This window comes from Pseudomonadota bacterium, from assembly GCA_040752895.1.
Taxonomy (GTDB): Bacteria; Pseudomonadota; Alphaproteobacteria.
Map to the genome: position 1 here is coordinate 49,204 of JBFMHN010000005.1, position 20,687 is coordinate 69,890.

Annotated in this window: 16 protein-coding genes and 1 tRNA gene; 8 read left to right on the plus strand and 9 right to left on the minus strand. The window is 62.6% G+C overall.

All coding sequences use genetic code 11. The annotated features are described in order from the left end of the window. Position 1 precedes the first annotated feature (1 nt). Together AB1781_09445 and AB1781_09450 are read right to left on the minus strand one after the other, a co-directional pair. The gene (locus AB1781_09445) at positions 2 to 862 is read right to left on the minus strand and encodes a prephenate dehydratase (protein ID MEW5704789.1); all 861 of its coding nucleotides are present in this window, start codon (positions 860 to 862) and stop codon (positions 2 to 4) included. A gap of 50 nt (positions 863 to 912) precedes the next feature. Next, entirely contained in the window at positions 913 to 1,653 is a 741-nt protein-coding gene (locus tag AB1781_09450; protein ID MEW5704790.1) for a 3-deoxy-manno-octulosonate cytidylyltransferase, read from the minus strand. Positions 1,654 to 1,838: 185 nt separating this feature from the next. On the opposite strand from AB1781_09450, the gene AB1781_09455 reads away from it, so the two are divergent. From AB1781_09455 to lepA, 7 genes are read left to right on the plus strand one after another with little or no spacing between them, the layout of a single operon-like run. Continuing rightward, positions 1,839 to 2,375 (plus strand): cytochrome c family protein, encoded by a 537-nt coding sequence (locus AB1781_09455; protein MEW5704791.1) that lies wholly within the window; start codon positions 1,839 to 1,841, stop codon positions 2,373 to 2,375. A gap of 10 nt (positions 2,376 to 2,385) precedes the next feature. After that, positions 2,386 to 3,171, plus strand: a complete 786-nt coding sequence (gene hisN / locus AB1781_09460) for a histidinol-phosphatase (protein MEW5704792.1) — start codon at positions 2,386 to 2,388, stop codon at positions 3,169 to 3,171. 5 nt (positions 3,172 to 3,176) lie between these two features. Next, the gene (locus AB1781_09465; GenBank protein ID MEW5704793.1) at positions 3,177 to 5,081 is read left to right on the plus strand and encodes an extracellular solute-binding protein; all 1,905 of its coding nucleotides are present in this window, start codon (positions 3,177 to 3,179) and stop codon (positions 5,079 to 5,081) included. Positions 5,082 to 5,087: 6 nt separating this feature from the next. Continuing rightward, on the plus strand, positions 5,088 to 6,203 hold the full coding sequence (locus tag AB1781_09470; protein MEW5704794.1) for a microcin C ABC transporter permease YejB: 1,116 nt from the start codon (positions 5,088 to 5,090) through the stop codon (positions 6,201 to 6,203). 2 nt (positions 6,204 to 6,205) lie between these two features. Continuing rightward, a complete protein-coding gene (locus tag AB1781_09475) occupies positions 6,206 to 7,255 on the plus strand; it encodes an ABC transporter permease (protein MEW5704795.1) in 1,050 nt (349 codons plus the stop codon). Beyond that, positions 7,252 to 8,859, plus strand: coding sequence for an ABC transporter ATP-binding protein (locus AB1781_09480; GenBank protein MEW5704796.1), 1,608 nt, complete (start codon positions 7,252 to 7,254; stop codon positions 8,857 to 8,859). The genes AB1781_09475 and AB1781_09480 overlap by 4 nt, the downstream gene beginning before the upstream one ends. A gap of 43 nt (positions 8,860 to 8,902) precedes the next feature. Next, a complete protein-coding gene (gene lepA / locus AB1781_09485) occupies positions 8,903 to 10,705 on the plus strand; it encodes a translation elongation factor 4 (protein MEW5704797.1) in 1,803 nt (600 codons plus the stop codon). Here the strand turns inward: lepA and AB1781_09490 are convergent, their stop codons facing one another. Beyond that, the gene (locus AB1781_09490; GenBank protein ID MEW5704798.1) at positions 10,706 to 11,005 is read right to left on the minus strand and encodes a hypothetical protein; all 300 of its coding nucleotides are present in this window, start codon (positions 11,003 to 11,005) and stop codon (positions 10,706 to 10,708) included. A gap of 123 nt (positions 11,006 to 11,128) precedes the next feature. Between AB1781_09490 and AB1781_09495 the strand changes: the two genes are divergently transcribed. Beyond that, positions 11,129 to 11,221 (plus strand) — tRNA-Ser (locus tag AB1781_09495). A 243-nt stretch (positions 11,222 to 11,464) separates the two neighbouring features. Here AB1781_09495 and AB1781_09500 read toward each other — a convergent pair. The 6 genes from AB1781_09500 to AB1781_09525 are packed head-to-tail and all read right to left on the minus strand — an operon-like array spanning position 11,465 to position 20,686. Continuing rightward, positions 11,465 to 12,379, minus strand: a complete 915-nt coding sequence (locus AB1781_09500) for a restriction endonuclease (protein MEW5704799.1) — start codon at positions 12,377 to 12,379, stop codon at positions 11,465 to 11,467. Further along, complete coding sequence (locus tag AB1781_09505; protein MEW5704800.1) at positions 12,379 to 15,435, minus strand: type I restriction endonuclease; 3,057 nt, start codon at positions 15,433 to 15,435, stop codon at positions 12,379 to 12,381. The genes AB1781_09500 and AB1781_09505 overlap by 1 nt, the downstream gene beginning before the upstream one ends. Next, positions 15,432 to 16,130: a retron system putative HNH endonuclease gene (locus tag AB1781_09510; protein ID MEW5704801.1), complete on the minus strand. Its 699-nt coding sequence runs from the start codon at positions 16,128 to 16,130 to the stop codon at positions 15,432 to 15,434. The genes AB1781_09505 and AB1781_09510 overlap by 4 nt, the downstream gene beginning before the upstream one ends. After that, positions 16,114 to 17,391 carry an AAA family ATPase gene (locus tag AB1781_09515; GenBank protein MEW5704802.1) on the minus strand — a complete coding sequence of 426 codons (1,278 nt, stop codon included), beginning with the start codon at positions 17,389 to 17,391 and terminating at the stop codon, positions 16,114 to 16,116. The genes AB1781_09510 and AB1781_09515 overlap by 17 nt, the downstream gene beginning before the upstream one ends. Beyond that, a complete protein-coding gene (locus AB1781_09520) occupies positions 17,388 to 18,677 on the minus strand; it encodes a restriction endonuclease subunit S (GenBank protein ID MEW5704803.1) in 1,290 nt (429 codons plus the stop codon). The genes AB1781_09515 and AB1781_09520 overlap by 4 nt, the downstream gene beginning before the upstream one ends. Then, on the minus strand, positions 18,674 to 20,686 hold the full coding sequence (locus AB1781_09525) for a class I SAM-dependent DNA methyltransferase (protein MEW5704804.1): 2,013 nt from the start codon (positions 20,684 to 20,686) through the stop codon (positions 18,674 to 18,676). The genes AB1781_09520 and AB1781_09525 overlap by 4 nt, the downstream gene beginning before the upstream one ends. Position 20,687: the final 1 nt, after the last annotated feature.

The window sequence follows — 20,687 nt, forward strand, 5'->3', positions numbered from 1 at the left end:
TTCATAGGGTGTCGCGGAACGGGGCGGCCGGATAGACGCCCAGAATTTTTACCTCGCGCGAGATGAAGCCAAGCTCCTCAAAGGCGAGCTGGACGTTGGTTTCTTCCGGGTGACCCGCGATCTCGGCGTAGAACTGGGTCGAGGTGAAGTTGCCGTCAACCATGTAACTTTCCAGCTTCAGCATGTTCACCCCGTTCGTCGCAAACCCGCCGAGCGCCTTGTAAAGGGCGGCCGGCACGTTGCGTACGGAGAAGATAAAGCTCGTGATGACGAAACCGGCCTTGGGCGCGGGGTCGCGGGGTTCCTTGGCAAGCAGGACGAAGCGGGTCGTGTTGTGCAAGGAGTCCTCGAGGTCGCGCTTGAGGATGACAAGCCCGTAGATTTCCGCCGCCAACTCCGAGGCGATGGCGGCCTCGGCGGTGTCGCCGCGTTCGGCCACTTCGGCGGCGGCGGCGGCGGTATCGGCGGTGGCGACCGGAGAAAGGCCGAGTTCGCGGATCGTCTTGCGGCACTGGGAAAGCGCCTGAACGTGGCTGTAGACGCGCCGGAGACCGCTGAGCACGGCCCCCTTCGGCGCCAGCAGGCAATGGCGGACGCGCTGGAAGTGTTCGCCCACGATATGCAGTGTCGAATGAGGGAATAGCAGGTGGATATCCGCCACCCGGCCGGCCTGGGAATTCTCGATCGGCAGCATGGCAAACCTGGCGTGGCCTTCCTCGACCGCCGCGAAGGCGTCCTCGAAGGAAGGACAGGCGAGCGGCGTCATCTCCGGATGCGCCGTCCGGCAAGCCAGGTCCGAATAGGCGCCTGCCATGCCCTGGAAAGCGATCGTCCTCGATGGGTCGGTGGTAGGCTCGGTCATCCCCGCCATGCCTCAAAACGCGTCGTCGTTCCGGATTTAAGCGCGCGCGCCTATCTCAAGATGTCGCGAGCCCGGGCAAGATCGGCGGGAGTATCGACACCGATCGGAATCATGTCAACGAGCGCCACCCCGATCCGCATGCCGTCCTCAAGGGCGCGCAGCTGCTCCAGCGCTTCGCGCTTTTCGAGCGGCGTTTGCGGCAAACCTACGAAACGCTTCAGCGCCGCCCGGCGAAAGGCGTAAAGGCCGATGTGGTGGTAGTAAGGACCGCTGCCCGCCGGCACCGGGTTGCGGCTGAAGTAAAGGGCGTGCCCGATCCGTGCCCCCGCTCCCAGGCCCATCGCCACCTTGACGACGTTGCGATCGCCGATCTCGTCTTCCCGCTTGATTTCGGCGGCGACCGTGGCGATCGCAACGGTCGGTTCGGCCAACGGATCAAGCGCGGCGCGGATCGCCTCCGGGGCGATGGTCGGCAGATCGCCCTGCAGGTTGACGACGACGTCGTGGCGTTCCTCGGGGTCGAGAAGGGAGACCGCCTCGAAGACGCGGTCCGAGCCGGAAGGGTGATCGGGGCGCGTCAGCACCCATTGGCCGCCGGCCCGCTCGATCGCCTCGCCGATGGCCGCTTCCGCACAGGCGACGACGACCCGGCCGATGCCCGCCGCCATCGCCCGCCGCCAGACATGGACGATCATCGGCTCGCCGTGGATGTCGGCGAGCGGCTTCGCCGGCAGCCGCGTCGCGCCAAGCCTTGCCGGAAGAACGACAATCGGATTCCATTGCGCCGTCATCGGGTAGTTCAATCCTCTCCGCCCCTGGACCGGGGAACCCCACGATAACGCGCGCCGATGGAGGCGTCATGGAATTTCCCATCTGGGGGTTGCCATGGGCCAGCCGGCCAACCGACCCGCCACCGGGGTTGGACGAGGCGCGGTGAAAACGGTAGTCTGGCGGCATCGTTAGAAGGAGAGAAAAAATGTTCCGTTCGCGCCTTCCGCAGATTCTTGGGTCCGCCCTCCTCGCCGTCGTCTGGCTTGCCGCCTGCGACGATGCCGGCAAGCCGGGCGAGAAGGAACCCGGCGCCGAGGAGGCCGCCCAGATCGAAAACCTGCTGCAAACGTTCGAGCAGGACATCGCCAAGGAAGCGGCCGAGAAGGCGGGCGAGGCAACGGAGCGCGCCACCGAAACGGCCGCGGCACTGGAAGGCGACGCGGAAGCCGGCGCCAAGGTCTTCCGAAAGTGCGCCGTCTGCCACACGGCGGGCGCAGGCGACGGGCACAAGGTGGGCCCCAATCTCTGGAACATCGTCGGCCAGCCCAAAGGCGCGGCAGCAGGCTTCATCTATTCGAAGGCGATGGCGGAAGCCGGCGGCGACTGGACGGAAGCCGACCTCGACGCCTATCTGGCATCACCGAAGGCGTTCATCCCCGACAACCGGATGGCCTTCGCCGGCATCCGGAAGGCGACCGACCGGGCCGATCTCATCGCTTATCTGAAAACCTTGAAGGATTAAGGGGGAACGCTTGGGCGACCCCTCTCCGGAAGACCTTCGCACGTTCGCGGAAAAGCTTGCCGGAAAAAGCGGCGCGATTCTTCGGCGCCATTTCCGAACCCCCATCGCCGTCGATGCGAAGGCGGACCGCAGCCCGGTCACCGTCGCCGACCGCGAAGCGGAAACCGCGCTCCGGCAGGCGATCGAAGAGGCGTTTCCCGATCACGGCATCCTCGGCGAGGAATTCGGGGCAACCCGCGCCGGGGCGACTTACCTCTGGGTGCTCGACCCCATCGACGGCACCAAGGCCTTCATCACCGGCAAGCCGCTGTTCGGCACCCTGATCGGCCTTCTCAAGAACGGCGAGCCCTGCCTCGGCGTCATCGATCAACCGATTTTGAACGAACGGTGGATAGGCATCCGCGGACGGCCGACCTTATTTAATGGCAAGCCCGTGAAAACCAGGGCCTGCCCCGAACTTGGCCTCGCCGCCGCCTATTCGACAGCACCGGCCATGTTCGAGGGCAAAGACGAAACCGCGTATCGGCGGCTGACGGAAAAGATGCGCTACGCGATGTTCGGCACGGATTGCTATGGCTACGGCCTGCTTGCCCTGGGCTTCGTCGACTTCATCGTCGAGGCGAAGTTGAAACCTCACGACTTCTGCCCGATCGTACCCATCGTCGAAGGGGCGGGCGGGCGGATGACCGACTGGGAAGGCAGGCCCTTGGGCCTTGCCTCGGACGGGCGCGTCCTGGCGACCGGCGACCCCGCCCGGCACGCGCAGGCCCTTGCCATCTTGCAGGGAGGCGACTAGGGGCCATGGCGTTTCCTTCCCCGCCCTGCAAATGCCGTTGCCTGCGACCGGGCCTGACCGCCCTCTGCTTGGCCGCTTTTCTTGCCGCTTCTCTTGCCGCCTTGGGGCGCGCACCTTCCGCCCTGGCCGAAGGCCCGGCGGACGGGCCGCGCCACGGGCTTTCGATGTATGGCGACCTGAAATACGGACCCGATTTCTCGCACTTCGACTACGTAAACCCCGAGGCGCCGAAGGGGGGCGACGTGCGGCTTGCCGAAATCGGCGGCTTCGACAGCCTCAACCCGCACATCCTAAAGGGAATGGCGGCGGCGGATTTGAACCTCACTACCGACACGCTCATGAAAGGCTCGAGCGACGAGGCGTTTTCCGAATACGGCCTCCTGGCCGAAAGCGTGGAGATCGCCCCCGATCGCGCCTCCGTCACTTTCACCTTGCGCGCCATCGCGCGCTGGCACGACGGCACGCCGATCACGGCGGCGGATGTAGTCTTCTCCTTCGAGACCCTGAAGACGAAGGGCCACCCCCTTTACCGCGCCTACTACGCCGACGTGGTGTCGGCGGAAACGCTGGATGAGCGGCGGGTGCGTTTCCGCTTCCGCGACGGCAAGAACCGGGAACTGCCGCTTATTCTGGGCCAGATGCCGATCGTTTCGAAGGCGTATTATGCGAAGGTGGATTTCGAAAAGACCACGCTGGAGCCGCCCTTGGGCAGCGGGCCCTACCGGATCGAGGCCGTCGATCCCGGCCGTTCGATCGTCTACCGGCGCGTTGAGAATTATTGGGGGAAGGACCTGCCCGTGAATCGGGGCAGCTTCAACTTCGACCGCATCCGCCACGACTATTATCGGGACACCGTCATCGCCGTCGAAGCCTTCAAGGCCGGCGAATACGACATCCGTCAGGAGAACGTCGCGAAGAACTGGGCGACAGCCTATGATTTCCCGGCGCTTGAGGCGGGCTACGTCCGCAAGGAGGAAATCCCGCACGAAATCCCGACCGGCATGCAGGCCTTCGTTTTCAACACGCGGCGCGCGATCTTCAAGGACCGGCGCGTGCGCGCGGCGCTCGCTTACGCCTTCGACTTCGAATGGACGAACCGGACTCTCTTCTATGGCGCCTACACCCGGACGAAAAGCTACTTCTCGAACTCCGAGCTCGCCTCCCGCGACCTGCCCTCCGCAGAAGAATTGAAGGTGCTGGAACCCTTTCGAGATCGGGTCCCGGAAGAAGTCTTCACGCAAACCTATCAGCCGCCCGCGACGGACGGCACCGGCGACATCCGCAAAAACCTGCGAGAGGCCTTCCGGCTGCTGCAAGAAGCGGGCTGGGTCGTCCGCGATCAAAAGCTGGTCAACGCCGAAACCAACGCGCCCTTCACCTTCGAAATCATGCTGGTTGACCCTTCCTTCGAGCGGGTCGTGCTGCCCTACGTGCGGAACCTGAAGCGGCTCGGCGTCGAAACCCGGGTCCGCACGGTGGACCCTTCCCAGTACCAGAACCGGCTGAACGAGTTTGATTTCGACATGACGGTTGCCGTCTTCGGGCAATCGCTCTCGCCCGGCAACGAGCAGCGCGATTTCTGGTCGAGCGGGGCGGCGGAGACCCCGGGCAGCCGCAATTTGATCGGGGTCCGCGACCCGGTCGTGGACAGGCTCGCAGACCTCGTCATCAACGCGCCGACCCGGCAAAGCCTGATCGCCCGCACCCGGGCGCTGGACCGCGTGCTGCTATGGGGGAACTACGTCATCCCCCACTGGCACATCCGGCATTTCCGCGCCATCTATTGGGACCGCTTCGCCCGTCCCGAGAATCCGCCGAAATACGCGCTCGGCTTCAACGACTGGTGGATCGCGCCGGAGCACGACGCCCGGCTCCGCGAATACCGCAAAAAGCAACCGCCCAAGCCTTAAAGAATCATGCTCGCCTATATCCTCCGCCGGCTCCTGCTGATCGTCCCGACGCTGTTCGGGATCATGGTGATCAATTTCACCGTCGTGCAGGTCGCCCCCGGCGGGCCGGTCGAACGCCTGATCGCCCAGATCCAGGGGCTCGATGTCGAGGCGACCGCCCGGCTGGGAGGCTCGGGCCGGGGCGAGGTCCATCTCCGCGAGGGCGCGCGAGGGCGCGCCGCCGGCCAGAGCGCAGACAGCAAATACCGCGGCGCGCAAGGCTTGGACCCGGAATTCATCCGCCACATCGAGAAGCTCTATGGGTTCGACAAGCCCGCCCATGAGCGTTTCCTCGACATGCTTTCGGGCTATGCCCGTTTCGATTTTGGCGAGAGCTTCTTTCGCAACCGCTCCGTCGTTGACCTCGTGCTCGACAAGATGCCGGTCTCGATCTCGCTTGGGCTCTGGACGACGCTTCTCGTCTATCTGATCTCGATCCCCCTGGGTGTTGCGAAAGCGGTCCGGGACGGTTCCCCCTTCGACGTCTGGACGAGTTCCGTCGTCATCGTCGGCTATGCGATTCCGGGCTTTCTTTTCGCCATTCTGCTGATCGTGCTGTTCGCCGGCGGAAATTTCTTCGACCTCTTTCCCTTGCGGGGGCTGGTTTCCGACAACTGGCACGCGCTGGATTGGCCGCACCGCATCCTTGACTATTTCTGGCACATCGCGCTGCCGGTGATTTCGATGGTGATCGGCGGGTTCGCCAGCCTAACGATGCTGACGAAGAATTCCTTTCTCGAGGAGATCAACAAGCAATACGTCGTGACAGCGCGGGCGAAAGGCCTGACCGAACACCGCGTCCTCTATGGCCACGTCTTCCGCAACGCGATGCTGATCGTGATCGCGGGCTTTCCCGGCGCCTTCGTCGGCGTGCTTTTCACCGGCGCGCTTCTCATAGAAGTCATCTTTTCACTCGACGGCCTTGGCCTCCTCGGCTTCGAAGCCGCGATCAACCGCGACTACCCGGTCATGTTCGGCACGCTCTACTTCTTCACGCTGGTGGGCCTTCTCATGAACCTGCTGGGCGATCTGATGTACGTCGCCGTCGATCCCCGGATCGATTTCGAGACGCGCGAGGTCTAGCCATGCCCGAGGACCGTTTCTTCGGCGTCGCGATCACGCCCATGACCCGGCGAAGGATTCAGAACTTCCGCGCGAACCGGCGCGGGTTCTGGTCGCTCTGGATCTTCCTTCTGCTTTTTTTCCTGAGCCTCTTCGCGGAACTCGTCGCGAACGACCGGCCGCTGGCCGTTTATTACGCGGGCGGCTTCTACTTCCCGGTTCTGACGAGCTATAGCGAAACGACCTTCGGCGGCGATTTCGAGACGGCGGCGGACTACCGCGACCCCTACCTCGCCCAGCGCATCAACGAAAAGGGCTGGGCGCTGTGGCCGCTGGTCGAATATGGCCCCCGGACCATCAACTACGCCCTAGCCCAGCCGGCGCCGGCCCCACCTTCGGCCGAAAACTGGCTCGGCACGGACGACCAGGGCCGCGACGTCGTGGCGCGCGTCGTCTACGGCTTTCGGATTTCCGTCCTCTTCGGACTCGCCCTGACGCTCCTGAGTTCGGCATTCGGCGTCGCCGCCGGCGCCATCCAGGGGTATTTCGGCGGCTGGACGGACCTTCTCTTCCAGCGCTTCATCGAGATCTGGGCGGGGCTTCCGGTGCTGTTTCTGCTGATCATCCTGTCCAGCGTCGTCGAGCCGAATTTCTGGTGGCTCTTGGGCATCATGCTGCTGTTCAGCTGGATGGCGCTGGTCGGCGTCGTGCGCGCGGAATTCCTGCGCGCGCGGAACTTCGACTATGTGCGCGCCGCCCGCGCCCTTGGCGTGCGCAACCTGACGATCATGTTCCGCCACGTGCTGCCGAACGCGATGGTGGCGACGCTTACCTTCCTTCCCTTTATCTTAAGCGGCGCCATCACGACGCTCACCTCGCTCGACTTCCTGGGATTTGGCCTGCCGCCGGGCTCGGCCTCGCTGGGCGAGCTTCTGGCCCAGGGCAAGGCCAACCTGCAGGCCCCCTGGCTTGGTATCAGCGGCTTCGTCGTGCTGGCCGTCATGCTGACGCTTCTCATCTTCGTGGGCGAAGCCGTGCGCGACGCCTTCGACCCAAGGAAAACCCGGCCATGACGGCCCCTCTGGTTGCGATCGAACGCCTCGCCGTCACCTTCGGCGGCGGCGCGAAGGCGGTCGAAGCCGTGCGCGACGTTTCGCTGGTTATCCGCAAGGGCGAGACGGTGGCGCTGGTCGGCGAAAGCGGGTCGGGGAAATCCGTAACCGCACTTTCGATCCTGCAACTCCTGCCCTACCCGCACGCCCGCCACCCGAAAGGCAGCATCCGGGTGGACGGGCACGAGGTGATCGGGGCGCCGGAGAACCGGCTGCGGGCGCTGCGCGGCGACCGCATCGCCATGATCTTCCAGGAACCGATGACGTCCCTCAACCCGCTGCACACGATCCGCAAGCAGATCGGCGAGACGCTTCAATTGCACAAGGGGCTGCGGGGCAAGCCGGCCGAGGCGCGTACGCTCGAGCTTTTGCGCCTGGTCCAGCTCCGCGACCCGGAAGGGCAGCTCGACGCCTATCCCCATCAACTTTCCGGTGGCGAGCGCCAGCGCGTCATGATCGCGATGGCGCTGGCGAACGAGCCGGACCTGCTCATCGCCGACGAGCCGACGACGGCGCTTGACGTCACGATCCAGGCCGCAATCCTGAAACTGTTGAAGGAGCTGCAACGGAAGTTCGGCATGGCGATGCTCCTGATCACCCACGACCTTGGGATCGTGCGCAAGATGGCTAGCCGCATCGCCGTCATGCACGCGGGCAGGATCGTCGAGGAAGCGGAAACGGCAACCCTTTTCGCCGCCCCCCGGCACCCCTATACGCGGATGCTGCTGGCGGCGGAGCCGGGCGGAAACCCCGCTTTCGCCGACCCTGCCGCGCCGGTCGTCCTGACCGGGGCAAACATGCGCGTCTGGTTCCCGATCCGGAAGGGACTCCTCCGGCGAACCGTGGACTATGTAAAGGCGGTGGACGGCATCTCCGTTTCCATCCGGGCCGGCGCAACACTTGGCGTGGTCGGCGAAAGCGGGTCCGGCAAGACGACACTTGCCCTTGCCCTTTTGCGGCTCCAGCGGTCGGAAGGCGAGATCCGCCTCAACGGCCAGGACCTAAGACGCGTGGGTCCGGGCGCGTTGCGCGCCCTTCGGAAAGAGATGCAGATCGTCTTCCAGGACCCCTTCGCGAGCTTAAGCCCGCGCCTTTCCATCGGCCAGATCATCGAGGAAGGGCTTCGCGTCCATCGGCTTGGCGAACGCCCGGAGGACCGCGTAAACCTCATCGAAGCGGCGCTCCGCGAGGTGGGGTTGGACCCGGAAAGCCGGCACCGCTACCCCCACGAGTTCTCCGGCGGCCAGCGCCAGCGCATCGCCATCGCGCGCGCCATCGTGCTGAAGCCGAAGCTCCTCGTGCTGGACGAACCCACTTCGGCACTCGACCGTTCCGTCCAGGCGCAGATCGTGGCCCTCCTGCGCAGCCTCCAGGCCCGCCACGGGCTTGCCTATCTCTTCATCAGCCACGACCTCAAGGTGGTGCGCGCCCTGGCCGACGAGGTCATCGTCCTGAAGGACGGCCGCCTGGTCGAGGAGGGGCCCGCGGCAACCATCTTCGCCGCCCCCCGCGAGGCCTATACGAAAGCCCTCATCAAGGCCGCCTTCGAGCTGGAGACGACATAGCCCCCGTTGCGCAAGCAAGCCCGCGCCCCTATAAGGCGCTGGCATGACGGACCTCGCCCATATCCGCAACTTCGCGATCATCGCCCATATCGACCACGGGAAATCCACCCTGGCCGACCGCCTGATTCAACTGTGCGGCGGGCTGACCGAGCGCGAGCTGCGCGAGCAGGTGCTGGACACCATGGAGCTTGAGCGCGAACGCGGCATCACGATCAAGGCCCATGCCGTCCGCCTCAACTACCGGGCGGACAATGGCGAGACTTACGAACTCAACCTCATGGACACGCCGGGCCACGTGGACTTCGCCTACGAGGTAAGCCGCTCGCTCGCCGCCTGCGAGGGCTCGCTCCTGGTGGTGGACGCCAGCCAGGGCGTCGAGGCGCAGACCCTTGCTAACGTCTACCAGGCGATCGAAAACAACCACGAGATCGTTCCCGTCCTCAACAAGATCGACCTGCCGGCGGCCGAGCCGGAGCGCGTGAAGACCCAGATTCGGGACGTCATCGGCCTTGACCCCGAAACCGCGCTCCCGGTCTCGGCCAAGACCGGTATCGGGGTGCACGAGGTGCTGGAAGCCATCGTCCACCGCCTGCCACAGCCCAAGGGAGACGCCGCCGCCCCCCTTTCGGCCCTTCTCGTGGACAGCTGGTACGACGCCTATCTCGGCGTCGTCATCTTGGTCCGCGTCATGGACGGCGAGGTCAAGACGGGCATGAAGGTCCGCATGCTGGCGACGGACGTCACCTGCACGATTGACCGTGTCGGCGTCTTCACGCCGAAACCGGAAAAGATCGAAAGCCTAGGCCCCGGCGAGGTTGGCTTCGTCACGGCCGGCATCAAGGCGGTGGCCGATTGCCACATCGGCGATACGATCACCGAGGATCGCCGGCCGACGTCAAAACCCTTGCCCGGCTTTAAACCGAGCATCCCGGTCGTCTTCTGCGGCCTTTTCCCGATGGACGCCGCCGAGTTCGACCGCTTGCGGGAAAGCCTCGGCAAGCTCCGCCTGAACGACGCCAGCTTCGCGTTCGAACCGGAAACCTCGGCCGCGCTCGGCGTCGGTTTCCGCTGCGGCTTCCTCGGCCTTCTCCACATGGAGATCATCACGGAACGGCTTGAACGCGAGTTCGACCTCAATCTCATCACGACGGCGCCCTCGGTCATCTACCGGGTGCACACGACGAACGGCGAGATGAAGGAGCTGCACAACCCCGCGGACCTGCCGGACCCGGTCAAGATCGCGAAGATGGAAGAGCCCTGGATCAAGACGACGATTCTGGTCCCCGACGAATATCTCGGCGCCATCTTGCAATTGTGCACCGAGCGGCGCGGCGAACAGATCGAGCTCACCTACGCCGGGACCCGTGCGATGGTCGTCTACCGGCTGCCGTTGAACGAGATCGTTTACGACTTCTACGACCGGCTGAAGAGCGTGTCGCGGGGCTACGCCAGCTTCGATTACGTGATCGACGGCTACGTGGAGAGCGACCTCGTGAAGCTTTCCGTCATGGTGAACGGCGAGCCGGTGGACGCGCTCGCCACCATCGTCCACCGCTCGCACGCCGAAGCTCGCGGGCGCGGCATGTGCAAGCGGCTGAAGACGCTGATCCCCCGCCAGCTTTTCAAGGTGGCGCTGCAAGCGGCGATCGGCGGCAAGATCGTCGCGCGGGAGACGGTAAGCGCGATGCGGAAGGACGTGACGGCGAAGTGCTATGGCGGCGACGCGACGCGAAAACGCAAACTCCTGGAAAAGCAGAAGAAGGGGAAAAAGCGGATGCGCCAGTTCGGAAACGTCGAGATCCCCAAACGCGCCTTCCTCGAAGCGCTCAGGACCTCCGAGGACTGATCAGCGGCGGAAGGCCCGGGCAAGCAGTACGCCCACCCCCCCGAAGACGACCCAGGCGGGCAGCAGCAGAAGCTGGAGGAAGCCATAGTCCCAGAGCCAGGGGTGCACGTAGCGCTGGACGATCGCCTGCAGGAAATTGAGGCTGCCGGCGTCGAGCTGGTACCAAAGCTCGCCCAGCGCCAGCGACTTGAAGGCATTCCCCATCACCCAGGGCTGCAACGCGCCGCCAAGGCTGAGCAGCGCTAGCACGATCAGCGCCCAACCGAGGACGCGCCCGGCTTGCCGGAAGCGGTGACGCATGTGGCCTTCCCTTGGCTGGCTGCCTTTGGTCCTCGCCGACTTTAAGCCTTCGCGCCGGCCTTGCAAGCGGGAAGCGGGGTCTTGCGCGCGACCGGCGGATGGGCAATGGTGGCGGCCCTTGTCGGAGGGGTGGCCGAGCGGTTGAAGGCGCGCGCCTGGAAAGTGCGTATACGGTGATGAACCGTATCGAGGGTTCGAATCCCTCCCCCTCCGCCATTTCTAGCCATTCGAACGTTCTCCGCGTGCGGACGCGCGGCTGAAATGCCAAGGAACCGCGCGGTTCGGGCGCGAACCTCTGGACTGCGACGTCGGCACACTCGGCTCCGAGCGTTCTCTCTCCGCCCCTATTCTCTCGACCTCTGGACTGAACCGGTGGCAGTACGGAGCCCTAAATATAAGAAATCAAATCAGAAACGGCCGCTGACCTACCACCCGAATTGATATCCCATTTGCCGGGCGTCAGTCTTCCGAGAAGAAATCCTCGTCCAGGCGCTTGAACTCCAGCACACGGCTGGAACGCACCCCGACACCGTGTTCGACCATCAGCTCCGTCAGGCGGCGTCCGTCAATCAGGATCACACGCTGCGGAATGCGTGATGCGAACTCGACGGCCTGGGCGGAGAACGTCGAGGTCGTCACGAAGACGCCCTTTGACGCGCCGAGGCCGACCAGACTTCCGGTGAATGCCTGGATCTCGGGCCGCCCGACCGCGCTTCCCGGGGCGTATCGTTTCGCTTGGACGTAGACGCGATCGAGACCGAGAACATCCTCGTTGATCACGCCGTCAACGCCCCCGTCGCCCGATTTGCCAAGTTGCTCGGACGCATTGCGATGAGAGCCCCCGTAGCCCATCGCCACCAGAAGTTCGACGATGACCTGTTCGAAGAAGCTCGGGCTGTTTTGAAGGATGCGGTCCAGCAGGTCTGCCCGAAGTGCAGCGTGGACAGCTTTGTATGCGGCTTCGACCACCTCCTCAGGCGTCGCGGACGGAGGCTCCGCTTCGGCCGCCGCGGTGACCGCCTCGGAATCGTCCCCACCCCGGTAGAAGTCGCGAAACGCGGGGATCGCAAGCAGATACTTGGTATCGAGGCTGGCGGGCGGATTGGACAGCACCTTCTGCCCCGCCGTTGTTATCGTGAAGCGCCCGCGCTTGGGGCTTTCCAGCAGTCCAGCCTTCGTCAGATAGAACTTTGCCCAATGGATGCGGTTGTGGAGAACGCGCTGTTTGCCGCTCGGCAGCATCTGGCCACGCTCTTCATCCGACAGGCCGAGTTTCGTCGCGATCTCTGCTTCGGCCAGCGGTACGGAGGTCTCGGCCTTGGCAGCCACCTCCAGAACCGGAAGCATGAGGGATTGATAGTCGGGGATGGCCATTATTCGATCGCCTCGTCGGCGGTGCTTTTAGCTCCCGCTGGAAGTCGAAGCTTGCGATAGGCCTCCGAGGAGAGCCAGCCTGTCACGACCTTCTGGAATGACTTATCGTTCATAAATCGGGCAAAGATCTCTTCATTCTGATCCATCCGTTCAACAAACAGAGCTTCCAGAAGATTCTTGAAGACCAACTCGAACTTGTCGCCGGGATTGACTGCTGCCGCTTGACGCAGCGCATTGTCGGATATTGCGGCCTCAACAATTTGATCGAAGAATAGCTGATCTGCCTGATTGAAGTCCGTGCCAAACCGATCGTTGACGACATCAATCAAACGCGACAAGGGCACCGCTTCTTCGTGGAGAACGCCGCTTCCCACCTCGGATGGCCCATCGAGACGATTGGCTTGGCCGTCGCTCAGGCTGATCGAGCCTTCGCTGATTTTCTGAAGACGATAGTATTCTAGCCGGACTTCGTCATCGAATTGGTAGGACGGGCCGCTATCGCGCCTGGGCAGCTTGGAAGCCAGGTGGCGAAGGAACACGTAGAGGCGTTCTAGATCGGAATCCTGATAGGGAATTATCTGGCTCAGGAAACCATAAAGGCTGCCGAACGCCAGCATCTTTCCGCGCCACAACTCCGCTTCGTCCGGAGCTGAGCTCTGCAGATCCTTGAAGCGAGCAACAGCTGGATCTAGGGCAGCGTTCATCAGCTGATGATCGGATGAACTCTGGCGCTGTTTCGGCTTGAAATAGACTGAACAGAACTTTTCCACATCGACGGCTTCGTAGACGCCGTCTGCATCCAGCTCGCTCTTGATTTGATACATCCGCGCGGGGTCGACCTCATCGCCGATCTCCGCGCCCTCGAAGTAGGTCTTGAATGCTTCGCGGATTTCGTCTCGATCGTTGACGAAATCCAGAACGAACGTGTCCTCCTTCAACGGGTGGATTCGATTGAGGCGCGATAGAGTCTGGACTGCCTGAATGCCTGCCAGTCTTCGATCTACATACATTGTATGAAGGAGCGGCTGATCAAAGCCGGTCTGATACTTCTCGGCAACCAGAAGGACCTGATACTCCTGCGTGGCAAAAATTTCCGGGAGCTCCTTCTCACGCACCCCAAGGTTCATGCCCTCTTCGGTGTAAGTCACGTCTTCAAGTTTGTCGTCCGTCACAACGCCGGAGAACGCGACCAATGACTTGATCGCGTAACCCTTTTCCTGAATGTAGCGGTCGAAACTCTGCTTATAGCGAACCGCCTCAAGGCGGGAGCCGGTTATCACCATGGCCTTCGCCCGGCCGCCAATCTTGTGCTGGGTGGCGGCATGAAAATGCTCGACCATTACCTCGGTCTTCTGCGCGATGTTGTGAGGATGAAGCTTCAGGAAACGTGCTAGCGCGCGCGCCGCCTTTTTCCGCTGCACGTTCGGATCGTCTTCGCTCGCCTTGAGTAGCCGGAAATAGGTGGCGTACGTGGTGTAGTGCTTAAGCACGTCGAGGATGAAGCCTTCCTCGATCGCCTGGCGCATCGTGTAGCGGTGCGCGGGCTTGCCGTCCTGGCCGCCGAACACCTTGAGCGTCTTGTGCTTGGGTGTGGCGGTGAACGCGAAGAAGCTGAGATTCGCCTGCCGGCCGCGTTTGGCCATCGAGCGATATAGCTCCTCCATGTCCGTCTCATCGTTCTCGGCCATGTACTTCGCGGCCTCTTCGCGCAGGCCCTGGCCACCGAGAACCTCCTTGAGATCGGTCGCCGTCTCGCCCCCTTGAGAGCTGTGGGCCTCATCGATAATGACCGCGCACCGCCTCGATTTCAGCGTGGCGCTTTCCGCATCGTTTCGCTCCTCCGCCATCTTCGCAAGCTGGCGGGAGACAAACGGGAACTTCTGCAGCGTTGTGATGATAATCGGAACGGCGCTCTGAAGGGCTTCGGCCAGCTGGCGCGAGTCTTCATCGATCTTTTGCACGACCCCATGCTTGTGTTCAAACTGGTAGATCGTGTCCTGCAGCTGCTTGTCGAGCACCACGCGATCGGTGATCACGATGACGCTGTCGAATACCCTCTCGTTGTTCGCATCGTGGAGCGAGGCTAGTCGGTGCGTCAGCCAGCCTATCGTGTTGCTCTTTCCGCTGCCGGCCGAATGCTCGATCAGGTAGTTGTTGCCGACACCATCCCGCCGTGCCTGATCGACAAGAACGCGAACCGCCTCCAGCTGATGGAAACGCGGGAAAATCAAGGTCTCCTTCTTGACCTTTCTTCCCTGATCGTCCCGCTTCTCGTCGATCTGCATATGGATAAATCGCGCAAGCAGATCGAGCAGGCTGTCCCGCTGCAGCACCTCCTCCCAGAGATAAGCGGTGCGATAGCTCCGCCCCTTGGCGTCGGGTGGGTTGCCTGCGCCACCGTCGCACCCGCGATTGAAAGGCAGAAAATGGGTCGCCGACCCGGCGAGCCGCGTTGTCATAAACACGGATTCCGTATCGACGGCGAAATGGACGAGCATTCGCCGCTTGAACTCGAAGATGGGTTCGCGCGGATCGCGGTCATTGCGATACTGGCGCAAGGCAGCTTCCACCGTCTGCCGCGTCATCGGATTTTTGAGTTCCAGGGATGCCACTGGAATTCCATTGATGCTCAACACGACATCGAGCGACTTCTCGGAACCCTTGGAATAGTGCAGTTGCCTGGTGATCCCGACGCGGTTCGCCGCGTAGCGCGCCTCAAGCTCGGGATTGAGCGCGTGGGCGGCCTTGAAGAAGGCTACTCGAAGGGTCTTGCCATAGCATTTGAAACCGTGGCGCAGAGTCGCCAATGAGCCGTTCGCATCCATCCACTTGGTGAGATCTGTGATGATCTGTGCCCCGGTCTTTGCGCCGTGCAGCGCTTCGAGCGCCTTCCACTCTTTGGGTTGTGTCGCGCGAATAAATCCCAGAACGGTTTCCGGAAAGATCGCCCTCTCGCGATCGAAACGTTCCTCAAGCTCGCGGACGTAGCCGTTGGACAGTAAGTGCGCTTCGATGACGGTCTCGAATGCGCCCTCCGAATGCCTGGCGTGGTTCATGCCCGCCTCCTTCCGTCACGAATTTTCTCGATGCGCTGGATCTGCCGTTCCAGCGCCTGCACCAAGACAAATGAAAAGGGTTCAAGCGGTCCGGCCTGATCTTCGGCTTGCTCCAGGGCGCGGAGGCGACGTCGCGCATTTCCCACGTCGATTGACGCCGGCCCCTTGCCACGGATCTGCAGCGTGGCATCGATTACTGCCTTGCGAAGTTGGACCAGTGAGGGGTCGTTGAGACCCAACCGCTCTATGGTTTCACTTGCTGCTGCATCCCCCGCCTGCGCTGGAGCGATCTCGCCCTTCAGGTTGAAGGCGAATCGGGAGCCGCATCCCCCCGATAGAGGCGATACGAACAAGTATTCGTCGGGTATCGGCGGCCAGCTATCCTTCTTGTGCGCACCATAGGGCAGGCGTGGCGTGTTCGGCGCGGGAACCCCCGCTACGAGATTTCTGTAATCAACGTCCTCGCCTGGCCCGCAATGGCATTGGGGACGAAGGTGCTCGATATGACAGGTGCTGCTTTCGATCCGGCGTCCGGTGTAGGCACAAAGGCCGCGCTGTTCGGCAACCAGAGCAGTCCGAATCTCGTCGCGGTGCGCCGCAGACAAAGAGGCATAGCAGTAGTTTGGAAGGGCACGATTCGCGGCCTTCCATGCCGTCATCACACCCGGCTCCGCGCCCTTATTGATCTGCCGCATCGCCAAGCGCCTCGAGATTGTTGATTGTCGCCTCGAGGGCTACGACGGTCGGATCATCACCGTGAATCAGTTCTCTCAACCGCGCCAAACCAGCCCGGGCGCTCTTCAGGTCGCCGTCATCGAGCGCGGTTTCGATATGGTCGATCGCCTCGCGAACCGGCTTGGCGCGCGAGGGGGTTCCCATGATCTGCTCAAGAATCGCGTTGGTATCGAGCCCGAACGCCTGTCCGCATCGATTTGCGACGATGCGTTCGCCATCGGACTGTAGCAGTAGAATCCGTTCCGGTTGCGTTTCCCCGATGATCTGCGGTGAATGCGTGGTGGCGATGAACTGACACTTGGGAAATGTACTGGTCAACAAGCTGCCGATTTGGCGCTGCCACTGCGGATGCATGTGCATGTCGAGCTCATCGATCAGCACGATGGCCGCCCCGTCCTTTACAGGATCGTCCAGGTCGGGGTTCGCCTGCGACAGCCTTCGCGCCAGATCGAGCACCAGGGCGAGCAAACCGCGTTCGCCGTCTGACAGCTGGCGAACATCGAGTGTCAGCCCCTGCTTCTCGATCAAGAGGGTTGGTCGCCCTTCAGCTTCAGCCCGCAGCCCATCGCACTCCGGCAGGAAGCTCCTAGCGGCGGTTCGCAGGGCGTCGAGGTGATGACCGGCTCGTGGAAACTCCGCCGATAGCGACCCCTGTGCATGCATCCAGGACGCAAGTTCCGCAAGCCGGAGCGGACGTGCCACAAGGGCGTCGGCGAACGCCGCAGCCTGCCCACCGCTCGCTCTCCCGGACTTCGGCTGCTCGTCGGAAATCAGCGACCGACGCGTCGCAAAGTAAACCCCTATCGGTTGGCGCCGCGCGCTCTTCAAGGCTTTTGCGGCCTTGCCGGGTCCGGGCGTCATGCTCTCGCGATCGGGCGTGGCCAACGTCTGTTCCCGGACCACACCCGGCTTGTGGCCAATACTCTGTTCACGCTGCTTATGGACGAGGAGATTCTGCGCAGTGCCATCGAACTCCAGATGGAGGTCCACCGTGAGGGCAGAGCGGCCGACCCGAATATCGTCGATCGTGAATGGCTCGGGGCGTGCTCTGCTGGCCGTGAACTTGGGAAGCACCCGCGACAGGGCGATGCGCAGCGTCTCAAGAACGGTGGTTTTGCCGACACCGTTGACGCCGACGAGCAACGTCAAGGCCGGATCGAACTCGAACGCCGCCTGCTCGAAGGCGCGAAGACCGGCGACATCAAGGCGCGTGATCTTCATGCAGCCTCCGGGATTGCGATCTGGCCTGTGACGGCCGCAGCAATAAGCGCTCCCCGGCGCTCCTTCAGCAGGGTGATGGAATGCTCGGTGGCGGCGCGAAGGCGGTCGATCTTCGCGGTTTCGGCGGCGATGTGGCGGACGATCTCGTGCTGCTCCCCGATCGGCGGCACAGGCCAATAGGTCTGAAAGAAACCCTCCGGATAGAGCCTCAGGCGCGACGACCAGACGCCTTTGGAGTAGCGCGTAACCTCCTGAGCAAAGACCGGGATGCGCACAAGGGCGTCGACGTAGTCGGGTATGAGGCGAGGGCCTGGCGTGTAGACATTGTAGGCTGGGCTTACGATGCCATCGACGCGGGCGGTGCCCATGGCCCCCATCCACGCCCAGAGGGTATTGATGACAAGGTCACCAGCAAAGCATAGCTTGTAGCCGGCTGTCGTCTCCGCCTCGAACATGTTGACGTCTTTCTCGGACCGCGGCGTGACGCCCGTCAAATGAGAGACGGTCAGCATCTCCTCTTCGCCGGTTTCCGAGCGTTCGTCGCGCTCCTGGAACAGCCAACGGGACCGTTCCAACTCCCAATGCGCGGGGATGTCGCCGAGCCAGTCGATGCCGGAGGCGCGCAGCGGGGCGGCGGGGTTCAGCCCGCGCATGACCGCCTCGGCTATGACGGCTCGCCGCTTTTCGGCCAAGAGATCGAGCAGCCGCTGCTTGGCCGCGATCAGTGTGTCGATGCCCGCGGTTTCGCGGTCGAGGTAATGAGCGATCGCCTGCTGAATGGATGTAGGCGGCACGGGCAGAGCCATCGAACCGATAGCATTTTTCGGGATGCCAAAGCGGGTAATACCATTGGCGGCAAGCTCCAGCTGGATCCGCAAGGTCTTGGATTGCAAACAGCGGAGGAGAAAGGCCCCTATCAGTTTCTCACGATGCGGACGGATCATGGCCAGGTGATAGCCGCACACCAGGTCGTCCGCCGCCTCGGTCACCAAAGCCGGAATGGCGATGTCGTCCCAGGCCTCCGAATCCTTGGTGATAACCACATCATCAACGAACAGGCGAAACTTCTCGATCTCTGCCTCGGATGCTGTCCCCGCCATAAATTCCAATCCGAGATGGATCATCTCGTTGTTGTAGACGTCTGTGTAATTGCATAGGCGGACCGAAATTTCTTGGTTAGATACAATCTTGTCGACATTGCTGACGGCATAGTCTGCGACGGAACGAAGCGGTTGCACCGTCCAGTTCTTCGGGATTTTCGTACGCCAGGCGTCAAGACCGCTCATTCGGTCACCTCCCGCAGAAGCCGGAGGATTTCGTCTTCCGCTTTCTTCAGGTCCACATCGATCTCAGCCAGCTTGCGAGGCGGAGTGAACTTGTAAAAGTGCCGGTTGAAATTGATCTCGTAGCCGACCTTGTCCTTCGTTCGGTCCATCCAGGCGTCGGGGATGTGCGGAAGAACCTCGCGTTTGAAATAGGCGTCGATGTCTTCCTTGAGCGGCACGTTCTCGAAATCGCGAAGGTCGGGATCGGGCTCGAAGCCCTCGCTCCGTCCGCCCTTTTCGACCGGCTCGGCCGCGGGGTCCTTCGCCGTGAACACTGAGCGGAACAGCTTTTCTTCCGGCGCCTTCCAGCGCGACCCGCGTTTCTTGAGCAGCTTCCCGATGCTTGCTGAGACGGAATTCCAGTCGAGCTTCGGCTCGCGACCAAGCGCCTTGTCGATGGCCTGAATATCGTCGAGCAGATGAGGCGCGGCATCGAGGAATCGCGCCTTGTCCTCCACCGACATCCGGTACCGCAATCTCAGCGGCCGTTCGATGGTGACGCGCGTGTAGCCGAAATCGGCGTTGTCGAAGATTTTCGACCGTTCGCCCCGGGCGAACCGGCCATAGAGTTTGACGATATCGCCGATCTGATCCGGCTCGTCTGCGCGATCCTCGCCCTCGCGCGCCGGTCCCTCGCCAATCTTGCGACGCTTGTCGCCCTGGCTGCGCCGCATGGGGATCCAGATATCTCTGGCGTCAACCAGCTGGACCTTGCCCTTGCGCTCCTTCGCCTTCCGGTTCGTAACGATCCAGATGTAAGTGCCAATTCCGGTGTTGTAGAACATCTGCTCCGGCAGGGCGACGATCGCTTCCAGCCAGTCGTTCTCGATGATCCACCGGCGGATTTCGCTTTCGCCGCCGCCGGCGCCGCCTGTGAACAATGGCGATCCGCTGAAAACGATCGCGGCACGCGAGCCATGCTTGTGGTTTTTCGGGTCGACGTCCTCGAACTTCGAGATCATGTGCTGGAGAAACAGCAGCGAGCCATCGTTGACCCGGGGCAAGCCGGCTTTGAAACGGCTCTTCTCGCCGCCCTTTTCGTGCTCGCGGACAATCTCTTTCTGCTGCTTCTTCCAGTCCACGCCGAAGGGTGGGTTGGCGATCAGGTAGTCGAACCGCTGCCCCTCGAACCGATCCTCCGTGAAGGTGTCGCCGAATTGGATGTTCTCGCCGCCTCCATTGTGGTCGACCTCCTTCATGAGCATGTCTGACGCCGCCGTCGCGAATGCCCGCTTGTTGTAGTCCTGCCCATAGACGTAGAGCTTCGCGGCGGCGTGGTGCTCGCGCATGTATCGCTGTGCTTCTGCAAGCATCCCGCCCGTGCCGCAGGCGGGATCAAGCATCCGCATCACGGTGCCGGGCTTGCTGAGCAGATCGTCCGCGTCCATGAAGAGGAGGTCGACCATCAGGTGGATCACTTCCCTCGGCGTGAAGTGATCGCCCGCCGTCTCGTTCGCCAGTTCATTGAAACGCCGGATGAGGTTTTCGAACACGAGGCCCATGTCCCGGTTCGGCACCTTGCTCGGATGCAGATCGACGTCGCAGAACTCGCTGACGACGAGATAGAGGATGTTGGCCTCGCGCATCCTCTCGATCTCGTTTCCGAACTCGAAGTATTCGAAGATGCGGCGGACGTTGGCGGAAAAGCCGTTGATATAGCTGGTCAGGTGTTTGTCGATGTTGTCCGGGTCGCCTTTGAGGCGCTGGAAGTCGAGGCCCGACCGGTTGTGGAACCGATGACCCGACGCCTTGTTCAGAATGCGGTCCAGAGCATCGTCAGCCAGCTTGCCGGTCTTTCGACGCTCGTACTCCGCCAGGACCTTTGCCTTCGTGTCAGCGAGGACGCAGTCGAACCGACGCAGAACGACAAGCGGCAGCATTACGCGCTCATACTGCGGCGGTCGGTAGGGACCGCGAAGCAGGTCCGCGATCTGCCAGATCAGATTGGCGAGATCAGAATGGCTCGCCATG